Raw genomic sequence first — 10,812 nt, forward strand, 5'->3', positions numbered from 1 at the left:
TACCCAGCTTGGGGACAAAAATACAGAATGAAAAAAGAACAAGACTCAATCAATAAGTGTTCTTAAACTTACCTATTTTTTGATAGTTGTAATTTTGTGATCTTTGTACCTGCTTATTTAATAATTTAACTAGTAAAATAACAAACATTGTCTAAAACTCGTTGGTATTTTACTTAAAGTTCATCAAACCTTCAATAATATAAAGTGTTTTTACAGTTAACACTGTTGTCAGAGAATTTATTTATTGCAAAAATTTTTAGAAATGCGATGCCTCCGGCGATCGCTGAATTTGCCAAAAGACCGAAGTGCAGGCGACGCTAACGCAGCCCAAGTTCACTCAAGTAAATCTAACTCTGCTTCATATCATACAGCAGATGTAATGCTAGCAACCGTGTTAGACATAACTACATTTTTGGTTTGAGGGCGTTGCGGTTCTCCAAGCATGACTATAGAGCAGTTGAGTTGTCTGGCTAACTGGGTGGTGACATCTGTAATGGCTAACCCTCCAGGACTGGTACGATTACGTATAAAAGGTAAAACTACTAAATCATATAATCGTGCTGCCTGCAAAATTGCTTGGGCAACATTTTCGTGAGCGATGATTTGAATTTCTGGGGCATTGGTCAAAGCCAATTTAGATACCAATAGGGAGAGATGCGATCGCCTCCAAGCAATTTTACTGGAACTAGTGCGGCGATCGCACACATTCAATACAGTAATGTGGCTCTGATTTACCTCTGCTAACATCTGGGCAAATTGCACAGACTGTAATGGAGATGCTGTTAAGTTTTCTACTGGTACTAAGATGCGCTGAATTTTGTTTGGTGATTCTACTAGACGTGCTACTGCTACAGGACAGTGGGCTGCCCAAAGCACACCATCAATCACATTACCAAATAATAGCGATCGCCAGCCTGTACGTTTACCCCAACCCATAACAATTAAATTAGCATTTTGTTCACGAGCCGCTCTGCTAATTCCCTGAGCAAAGGCATGATCAATTCGCAGTAATGGTTCTGCTGCTACGCCTAATACTTGACTTTGTGCCGTAGCTTTGGTTAATAACCGCTCACTTCGCTGTAGGGACGCTTCTAACTGCGGTGCATCCATGTGAGCTGCTGCAGTAGCGATCGCCAGTGGTATAATTTTGCCTTTAAACTGAAGCGCTAATAACGCCGCCATTTCAATCAAATACTGCTCGTCGGTCTGAGAATTGTACACAGGTACAACTATAGTAAAAGCACTGTCTATTTCTGTTACGTTCTGGTCAGGCAGCGTTATTAGTAGTGAATCTTCGGCTGGCGAGGAAGTTAAACCAACAGCTATTCTACTGGTGATCAACGGCCCCAAAGTTGATGTGACGAGCATTAAGACGATGATGCTGTTTAATACTTCTAGTGGCAGCAACCCAACCCGATACCCCACTAAGGTTGCTGCTAAAGTTGTACTAACCTGGGGAAGTGATAGTGACCACATTGTTAACATTTCTTGCCAGTTATAGCGGTAAACCAGTTTTGTCAACAAAGCTGCGATCAATTTACTGGCAATCAAGCCGACTATCATCAACAGCGTTAACTTGAGCGTGTCCAAGTTGTTCACAAAAGCAGGTAGATTGATCAGTAAGCCAAGGTCAACAAAGAAAATGGGAATGAACAGCACACTGCCAATAAATATCACCTTTTCTTTGACTGGGCCTTCACCCACAGTTTCATTTACCGCCAAACCCGTTAAAAAAGCACTAACAATTTTTTCTACTCCAATCAATTGAGCGCCCACGGCAGCAAGGAACACAGAAAGCAACACAAACAAAAACTTGTTTCCTTCATCGTCTCCTGAACGCCGAAAAAATTCTTTGCCTGCCGAATCAAAGCCTGTTACAACAGCAATAGAGTAAATAATTAACCAACCCAACAAGGTGAGTAGTTTAGCAAAGCTGAATGCTCCAGCATGAGCGATCGCTACACAAACAGCTAATGTTAGTACTACGCCAATATCTGTAAAAATCGTCGCTCCAATGGTGACAATAACGGCTTCGTTGTTTACCACTCCCAAACTACTGACAATGGGATATGCCAAAAGGGTATGGGAAGCGAATAAAGAGCCAATTAAGATTGAAGTATTCCAGCCATAGCCTAAAGTCAGACTCACTAAGGTTGCCATTACCAGGGGTACACTGAAAGTTAAGCTAGCAAACCCGAAGGCACGACTTTTGCGGCGGCGAAACTGTTCTAGATCAACTTCTAGCCCAGCCACAAACAGCAAGTAAATTAACCCAATATCTGATAGTAGGTTAATCATTGGCGAGTCAGACTGGAATATATTCCAGCCTGATGGCCCGAGTACTAGCCCACAGATTACCAGACCTACTAATCCTGGTAATCTTAGCCGCTCAAATATGATGGGTATAACTAAGATGACCACCAGCAAAATAGCAAAGGTAACAATTGGTTCCTTGCCAAGAACTTGTGATATGAGTTCCATAGGTCGGAATTGAAGGGGCTATGGTCAAACTACGATTACCTTGGGGGCGATCGCCTAATCGATAAATCTAGAAGCCACCTGACGAAAAAAAATCTTAACTTACATTAACTGGGCAATTGTCTAAAAACTAACTACCTACGGGTGGATTTGACTTAAAATGAACCGCAAGCGATCGTAGTCGTCTTTAAGTAGCACGCTCAGGCTACGTCCAGCTTTAATTAGCCATTCTCGATCAGCTTTGCGTAACTGGTATACATCTCGAATTGCAGCTGCGGCCAAAGACTCTACTGGCGCACCGTTAATACAAAGCAGTGTCCGCAAAAAATCTAGTTCTTCAGTGAATTTAATGATCGCTTCTGGTTGGCACTGATAAACAGCTTGATGAATTTGCGGGGGACGGGGTGGTAGATACTGATATACTCTTTGCTGATAAATTAGATTTTGCTCAGATAGCTCAAACCCCACGATCGCAGCCCGGAATTCAGTTCGGAGCATGGCAAATATCTGGGGTTGTTCTTCGCGTAAGTCTTGCAATGATAAACCTAAAGCTCTAGCCCTGTGTACCGAATCTATGGGCATAGTTGTGGCATAATACACCACAGCATAAACTTGATTGCCAGATTCTTCATCGACAGAACAGACCCAACTACCAAAAGGTGGCATGGAGGGAAAGCTCAAATCTTTCGGTTCTAAACACTGAGCCAAAAATTCCGTACTAGTAGTTTCAATCACCTCCGCAATATGGTTGGGATGGCGATCGCCAGTAGCAAACTGTGGTAAAGGGAGGCGCATGAGAGTGCTGAGTGCTGAGTTATGAGTGCTGAGTTAGGAGTTAAGAAGTTGAAAAATCACAACTCCTAACTTTTCACTCCTAACTAATCTTATTTGGCTTTTTTACGTCCGGCTGTGGTTTCTACAAGTTCCAATTCGCTCAGGCGGAAAGTAACTAATTTATCCCAGTTACCACCTTCAAATAATACGGCTACTTTGCCATCACTTACCCGTTGCACGAGTCCTTCGTAGCGATAATAGGTATCTGCGGGATTCTTGACGCGAATAGTTGCTCCAGGCAGAATCATGTTTTTAGCCTCGCTTGTTTCCTTTTAATAGCTTAATACTTCTTATTGGGCAATTTGTCCTTGATTCTTACAAATGACTAATGACGAATCAATAATACTTCTGTCGTTGTCGAAAATTTGCTACCGATTCTACTATTCCCAAGGAAATGAAGTTGGTCAGCATGGCAGAACGTCCATAACTCATCCAAGGTAGGGGAATTCCTGCCACAGGCGCTAAACCTACAGTCATGCCAACGTTCACAATTAGCTGAAATACGATCATGGACAAAACGCCAATAGCCAACAAGGAACCAAAATTATCTTTGGCGGTTTGGGCAACGTGCAGCAAACGGAAGCATATTAAGCAGAAGACAAACAGCACTACCAAACAACCAACAAAACCGAATTCTTCTCCCACTGCGGAGAAAATAAAGTCAGTATGCTGTTCCGGTACGAAATTCAGTTGCGTCATTGGGCCTTTGAACAAACCCCATCCCCAAATTTCACCAGCACCAATGGCAATGCGAGATTGAATTAGGTGATACCCAGCACCGAGAGGATCATGATCGGGGTTCATGAATACAGTTAGCCGAGCTTTTTGATACTCTTTCAAAATATGGTTCCAGGCAAAAACTCCTAATTCACCACCCAGTATATTGAGACTCCACGCACCAATAGCGCCGAAACCAAATCGACGCCAGGGGAGAGTTAGCCAGCCCAGAATAGCCATAGCAACTGACCAAATTAGCCCTAATAAGCCAAAAGATAATCCTTTAAATAAAACTATTGGCTCTGCTAAAGGCCAAGATATACTAAATAAAATGGCAGCAACCACCGGAGAAATCATCAGAATTAACCAGCCTGGGTTAGCATTTGCCCAGTACAACATTCCTAAAACGATCGCCCCAAATACCAGTGATGTTGCTAAATCTGGCTGTAAAAATACTAACCCCCAAGGTATAGCAGTGATTGCCAAAACGCGGAAAACACTTTCGAGGCTTGAAGCAGTCCGCCTATGTAACAAAGCTGCTAAGGTGATGATTATGCCGACTTTGGCAAATTCTGAGGGTTGCACGTTAAAGCCAGCGATACTAATCCACCGTTGCGCCCCTTTGGCGCTAGTACCAGCAATCATCACAGCAATTAAACTGAAGTTCGTTAGTGCGTATGTTACCCAGTGCCACTGCATCAAGAGTTCATAACGGATGCGAGATAAAAACAGGGCTATAAACGCGCCGATACCCGCTACCAACCAGTGCCACCACCAGTCTGTCACTGGCTGCTTCAATTCCGTACTCAGGATCATGATGCCACCAAAGATACTGAGAGCGATTGGCAAACAAAAAAGTAGCCAATCTACATACTGCCAGGGCTTAACCCAAGACTTCCAGCGAATTTTGGGGAGCGATCGTTTTAATAACATTATGTCAAAGCTGCAACTGATACTTTACCAGCAATAGTAAGAGCGATCGCTGTTAATGCTTTTGCCGAAGCTGAATCTGGCTCACCAACGACTATCGGCACACCGCTGTCACCGCCAACTCGTGTGCAAATCTCTAGTGGCACGCACCCCAACAGTGGCACTCCCAATTCGGCGGCTGTTTTGGAGCCACCACCGGAACCAAAGATGTCATACTGCTTATCTGGTTGATCGGGGGGTATAAAATAGCTCATATTTTCCACGATCCCTAATACCGGGATATTCATCTGCTGGAACATCCGTAATCCCTTGCGAGAATCTAACAGGGCTACAGTTTGCGGCGTGGTGACAATTACTGCTCCTGCGATCGGCACGGCTTGGGTTAAAGTTAACTGAGCATCTCCGGTTCCCGGTGGCATATCTACAATCAAATAGTCCAGTTCTCCCCATTCAACTTGATAGAGAAACTGGCGAATTACACCATTGAGCATAGGCCCCCGCCAAATTACCGGTTGATCTCGGTCAATCAAAAAGCCCATTGAAACTAATTTGACGCCGTGATTAAAAGCAGGTTCCAGGATGTCACCTGTTTGGGTTGAGCGCACAGCAATTTGGGCATCAGCTAAACCAAGCATAGTCGGGTCATTGGGTCCGTAAATATCAGCATCTAGCAAGCCGACTTTCGCCCCAGTTTGGGCTAGAGCCACCGCTACATTCACCGCCACCGTACTTTTACCAACGCCACCTTTGCCGCTGGAAACAGCAATGATATTTTTCACCCCAGAAATGCCAGTGCGGTCGGGCAAACTTTTTTGTTGCGGTGTTTCTGCCGTCACTTCTATGCTGATATCTGTAACACCTGGTAGCTTTTTGACAGCTTTCTTACAGTCTTCGACAATAAACTCCCGTAAAGGACAGGCAGGAGTGGTCAATACTAAAGTGAAACTAACCTTACCATCGTCAATTTTGACGTTGCGAATCATATTCAGTTCCACCAGACTTTTACGGAGTTCTGGGTCTTCTACTGGTCGCAACACTTCTAAGACAGAGCCGGAGTCGAGGACATCGTACATAAAAATTTAAAATTCAAAATGAAAAAATACAATCGTGTCGAACATCTTAGCTATTAACTGGATGCTTTCTTAAAAGTTGGTCAGTTTAGTGTTTTTACTGTTACTGCCGTAATAAAACTTAGCAAATTGCATTATCACCTAATAGAATCTTAACTTTCTTTAGGGATTAAGAATACCACAAGGTAATAGGTTACTGGTTATTCCCTATCACCTGTAACCTCTACCCTAACCCCAGTCCCCTTTACCTAAAAATCCAAACAACTGTCATTAAGGGATTTTTTCTTACCAGATACCGTTGGCAATGCCGTCTTTTCTACTGCCTCAACTAAAGACCGTGCTACGCGGTCTACATAAGGACGGGATAAAGACCAAATTAGGGGCGATAACCAACCCCGTAGCGTTACAGAATAAAACAGACAAGTACCACAAACTGTTGATTCTACTTGATAAGTCACCCGTTCCTCTATCCCAGGAATTGCCAGCACTCGGATACTCAACATTTCTCTATGATTGACACGCTCCACAAAAATACGAATGGGAATCGGCGAAAAGCGTGTTACAGCGTGAAAAATCAATCCTGGTTTGGGTACTAATCCGTAGGGCACGTTAGTACTCTTAAGTAGTGGATGCCAGGAAACATCTGTTAAATCAGCGACTTTTTGCCACAGTTCATCTACAGAAGCAGAACTAATCTCTCGATACGTCCGCACCAGAGAAGCGCAAAACCGACGACGTTTGCGGTGGATGAATTTGGATAACCAACTTTGCATTTTCCTAATCCTCTACTCGCTAAACACTTTCTCGTAACTCTGGTATGATGGGCAACTACGCTCAGTTCCTAAATTAAAACTTTCTCAGAAATGCCCTAAACATAGTAAGCCTCGATTCGGCGCTGACGCCAACAGCAAACATAGTAATCTGACAAAGAAGTTTTGAGCAGGCCAGTTAAACTCTTAATAATTCAAGGTTACGACTAAAGTTTAGTGTCCATACCAGAATATTTCAATTAAAAATTTCAAAAAAAACTCAGTCAATATACAAGCCTATACGCATTTGAGGGAAAATAACTTTAGTGATGCCCATCAATCGGATAAATGCTTAACCAGTAAGAAAAAAGCGGGTTGGGCAAATATAGCTTGATTGTTGGCGCGTGTTTCCCCCAAATTTGAAAATGAAAAATTTGTGGCTTTCTGGAAATTGTAATTTAGGTTCGGGAATCTATCTATGTTGACCAACTCGCAAATACCAACTGTAGCAGCAGAATCATCCAAGTCTTTGCCAGCAACTGACGCTCAGACTAGGGTCAGTCAGTTTATGAAACAACTGCAAGACGAAATTACGCAAGCTTTAACAAAACTAGATGGTGTGGGCGAGTTTCTCGAAGATAGTTGGGAACGCCCTGAAGGAGGCGGAGGGCGATCGCGCGTGCTGCGAGAAGGTGCAATATTTGAACAAGCTGGTGTAAATTTTTCGGAAGTTTGGGGTTCCCATTTGCCAGCCTCAATTTTAGCCCAACGCCCGGAAGCAGAAGGGCATGGCTTTTATGCCACAGGCACTTCAATGGTGTTACATCCTCATAATCCTTATGTACCTACAGTTCATCTAAATTATCGCTACTTTGAAGCGGGGCCGGTGTGGTGGTTTGGTGGCGGTCTGGACTTGACACCTTATTATCCCTTTGCTGAAGATGCAGCACATTTACACAAAACATTAAAACAGACTTGTGACCAACACCACCCAGAGTATTACCCAGTGTTTAAGCAGTGGTGTGACGAATATTTCTATCTCAAGCATCGTGATGAGACACGGGGGGTAGGTGGTCTGTTTTTTGATTACCAAGATGGTCAGGGTGCTTTATATCGCGGGCCAAATCCCAATGGAGACGCGGCTATTTATAGCAACCAAGTCGGAGAGCCAGCAACCCGCAATTGGGAAGATTTGTTTGCCTTTGTACAAGACTGTGGCAGAACATTTTTACCAGCTTACGTACCAATTGTAGAACGGCGACATGGAATAGAATATGGCGATCGCCAACGGAATTTTCAACTCTACCGCCGGGGACGCTATGTAGAATTTAACTTGGTTTATGACCGAGGCACTATTTTTGGTCTGCAAACAAACGGACGCACCGAATCAATTCTTATGTCCCTACCACCATTAGTGCGCTGGGAGTACGGCTATCAGCCAGAACCCAATTCCCCGGAAGCTGAGTTGTATGAAACCTTTCTGAAACCTCAAGACTGGAGCAACTGGACACCCAATCAATAGTGCTGTATTGGGCATGGGGCATGGGGCATGGGGCATGGGGCATGGGGCATTGGTTAGTTCTTCTCCCTCATCTCTCTCATCTATCCCTGCTTCCCCTACTCCCCTTTCAACTTGTTACTCAGCACTATTTTGTTGAGTTAAACTATTAAAATTAAGCACTTAGCAAAAAAAAGGTGACAATTTTAGCTATAGCTTGTTAACCTCAAATGACAGCATTAGATAATTCTGTAACTAGTTAATCTTAAGAGAAATGCCACGGAGAGGGCTTGAATGATTCATATAGAACAAAAAAGTTATACAACCCAAGACGGAAATACTGTTATTGTCTTAACACCAGCAGGTCGCCTAGACATTACCACTGCTTGGCAATTTCGCCTGAAGTTACAGGAGTGTATTTCTAAACTCAGTCCTCATGTAGTTGTAAATCTGGCTCAGGTAAATTTTATTGATAGTTCTGGTCTGACATCTTTGGTAGCTGGAATGCGTGATGCTGATAAAGTCAAGGGCAGTTTCCGTATCTGCAATGTACATCCAGAAGCCAAACTCGTGTTTGAAGTGACCATGATGGATACTATCTTTGAAATCTTTGAAACAGAAGAGGAAGCTTTAGAAGGTGTACCTCGTAGCATCGCTAGCTAAGAAAGGAGAGACGCGATTAATCGCGTCTGTACAGGAGTTAATTCAAAACTTATAATTCATGAATCATAAGTTTATCCTATTGAATAATGATTTCGTTTGGTGTAGCGATAAGGCCCCATAATCGCTCCCCAAGTTGCTTTTCCAGTTGCTGGCTCAATTCCTTTGTCGTGGCTTTGAAATTCTGTTGCTGTAGCTTCAAAACCCAAGGAAACATAGACGACATTGCCAAGATAAGTAAAGCTGCAACGAGTCTCTGGTAGTGGAGTGGCGATAAACTTATAGCGATCGCTGGCTAATTTTTCTTGAGTAACTGTCAGGATACAACCTGGGAGTAAGTCTAATTTATCGGGTGTCAGTATGTTCAGTAAAGCAGGATTACAACCCGCGCCTTTGAATGCACCTGGATCTTGAAGCATATAGTATTGCACTTCTAGGGGTGCATCAAAATCTCTTCCTTGACACAACCGCATAATTCGCTGGCGGTAAGGTTGATCTAGGTTAATAACGTTAGCCTGTTCGGCAAACAAGGTGATGCTATCTTCTGTGAATAGATCAACTGGTCTTTGCCACAGGCGCAGGTGGACGTACCAAGCTGGATCTGCGATCGCTTGCTCCCGATTATCAAATTCACCAGCTAAATACTCACCTAAAGCAATTAACTGTGGCGAGAAGTTCATAAATGCGATAACAGAATTATTAAGGATGATAATTTTTTGCTAGTTTTTTAAGCTAAAGTGCTTACAAAATACTTTTGATTTGTCTATATTATAAATGAAACCGTCACCATCCAAAAACTCAACTTGGCAAAGTAGCCTTTAAGCGAGAAAATAAAGATACGTCGCCCTTAATATTGTCTTTTTCTTTGTGAATAACGTCCGTACTGTCTCTGATACAAAGCGAACTTTCTACAATCTTCACACCCGTCCGATCAACACTATTTATCGTCGGGTAGTAGAAGAATTGATGGTGGAGATGCATCTGCTGTCAGTAAATATCGATTTTAGCTACAATCTAATTTATGCCTTGGGTGTCGTTACTACCTTTGACCGCTTCATGCAAGGCTATGAACCAGAACGGGATCAAGAATCAATTTTTAATGCCTTATGTCAGGCTATAGAACAAGACCCGCACCACCATCGACAGGATGCCCAAAGAGTGCAAGCTATAGCGAAAGGTTTACCGGTTAAAGATTTAATTGCGTGGCTAAGTCAAACTACTTACTTAGATAGAGATGCTGACTTGCAAGCACAACTGCAAGCGATCGCCAATAATCCTAACTTTAAATACAACCGTTTGTTTGCAATTGGTCTATTTTCGTTATTGGAATTGTCAGATCCCGAATTAGTCAAAGACGAAAAGCAACTTACTGAAGCCCTAAAAGCGATCGCCGCTGGCTTGCACCTGTCTGATGACAAACTCAATAAGGATTTAGAGCTATACCGTGCTAATCTAGACAAGATGGCACAAGCACTGTTAGTAATGGCAGATATGCTCTCAGCCGATCGCAAAAAACGCGAACAACGCAAACAGCAATCAACTACCCCAGTTGCTCCCCCAACTTCTAACGAATAGTTAGGATTTAGGAGTAGAGACGCGATTAATCGCGTCTGTAGTTACTAATAACTCCTAACTCCTAACTCCTAACTCCTAACTCTTAACTCTTAGCTTTAAACACCCAGTAATTTGTATATTAAGCTGTTAATTATAGTTAGCCCAAATGCCCCAATAACAGCCAATACTGCTCGGTTAAGGAAAATAAAGAGTAAAACAAAGAGAAAAGTGTTCGCGTATAGTTTCCGAGAACTAAAATTGAGAGACTTACTTTTTCTCTTTGAGGCTGTCGTATAAGTCAACCCAGTTTTGTCGAAGAGAA

General features: G+C 42.9%; 10 protein-coding genes. 3 read left to right on the top strand and 7 right to left on the bottom strand.

Annotated elements, in window-relative coordinates; translation table 11 throughout:
• Window positions 1-363: 363 nt before the first annotated feature.
• The 6 genes from ACEW80_RS25245 to ACEW80_RS25270 all read right to left on the bottom strand — a co-directional run bounded on the left by ACEW80_RS25245 (window position 364) and on the right by ACEW80_RS25270 (window position 6,802).
• Complete coding sequence (locus tag ACEW80_RS25245; protein WP_373529227.1) at window positions 364-2,481, bottom strand: cation:proton antiporter; 2,118 nt, start codon at window positions 2,479-2,481, stop codon at window positions 364-366.
• A gap of 135 nt (window positions 2,482-2,616) precedes the next feature.
• Window positions 2,617-3,273, bottom strand: a complete 657-nt coding sequence (locus tag ACEW80_RS25250) for an HAS-barrel domain-containing protein (RefSeq protein WP_373529228.1) — start codon at window positions 3,271-3,273, stop codon at window positions 2,617-2,619.
• A gap of 89 nt (window positions 3,274-3,362) precedes the next feature.
• Window positions 3,363-3,560: an NAD(P)H dehydrogenase subunit NdhS gene (locus ACEW80_RS25255; RefSeq protein ID WP_322736502.1), complete on the bottom strand. Its 198-nt coding sequence runs from the start codon at window positions 3,558-3,560 to the stop codon at window positions 3,363-3,365.
• 88 nt (window positions 3,561-3,648) lie between these two features.
• Window positions 3,649-4,962, bottom strand: a complete 1,314-nt coding sequence (gene rodA, locus ACEW80_RS25260; RefSeq protein WP_373529229.1) for a rod shape-determining protein RodA — start codon at window positions 4,960-4,962, stop codon at window positions 3,649-3,651.
• Window positions 4,962-6,032 (bottom strand): Mrp/NBP35 family ATP-binding protein, encoded by a 1,071-nt coding sequence (locus ACEW80_RS25265; protein ID WP_373529230.1) that lies wholly within the window; start codon window positions 6,030-6,032, stop codon window positions 4,962-4,964. The genes rodA and ACEW80_RS25265 overlap by 1 nt, the downstream gene beginning before the upstream one ends.
• 245 nt (window positions 6,033-6,277) lie before the next feature.
• Entirely contained in the window at window positions 6,278-6,802 is a 525-nt protein-coding gene (locus ACEW80_RS25270; RefSeq protein ID WP_373529231.1) for an SRPBCC family protein, read from the bottom strand.
• A 454-nt stretch (window positions 6,803-7,256) separates the two neighbouring features.
• On the opposite strand from ACEW80_RS25270, the gene hemF reads away from it, so the two are divergent.
• Window positions 7,257-8,300: an oxygen-dependent coproporphyrinogen oxidase gene (gene hemF, locus ACEW80_RS25275; protein ID WP_373529232.1), complete on the top strand. Its 1,044-nt coding sequence runs from the start codon at window positions 7,257-7,259 to the stop codon at window positions 8,298-8,300.
• Window positions 8,301-8,570: 270 nt separating this feature from the next.
• On the top strand, window positions 8,571-8,939 hold the full coding sequence (locus tag ACEW80_RS25280) for an STAS domain-containing protein (protein ID WP_373529233.1): 369 nt from the start codon (window positions 8,571-8,573) through the stop codon (window positions 8,937-8,939).
• A 71-nt stretch (window positions 8,940-9,010) separates the two neighbouring features.
• Here ACEW80_RS25280 and ACEW80_RS25285 read toward each other — a convergent pair whose 3' ends face one another.
• On the bottom strand, window positions 9,011-9,616 hold the full coding sequence (locus tag ACEW80_RS25285) for a chromophore lyase CpcT/CpeT (RefSeq protein WP_373529234.1): 606 nt from the start codon (window positions 9,614-9,616) through the stop codon (window positions 9,011-9,013).
• Window positions 9,617-9,803: 187 nt separating this feature from the next.
• On the opposite strand from ACEW80_RS25285, the gene psb29 reads away from it, so the two are divergent.
• The gene (gene psb29, locus ACEW80_RS25290) at window positions 9,804-10,511 is read left to right on the top strand and encodes a photosystem II biogenesis protein Psp29 (RefSeq protein ID WP_373529235.1); all 708 of its coding nucleotides are present in this window, start codon (window positions 9,804-9,806) and stop codon (window positions 10,509-10,511) included.
• The last annotated feature ends 301 nt before the right edge of the window (window positions 10,512-10,812 follow it).

Source organism: Nostoc sp. (assembly GCF_041747015.1).
In the GTDB taxonomy this organism is placed as follows: Bacteria; Cyanobacteriota; Cyanobacteriia; order Cyanobacteriales; family Nostocaceae; genus Nostoc.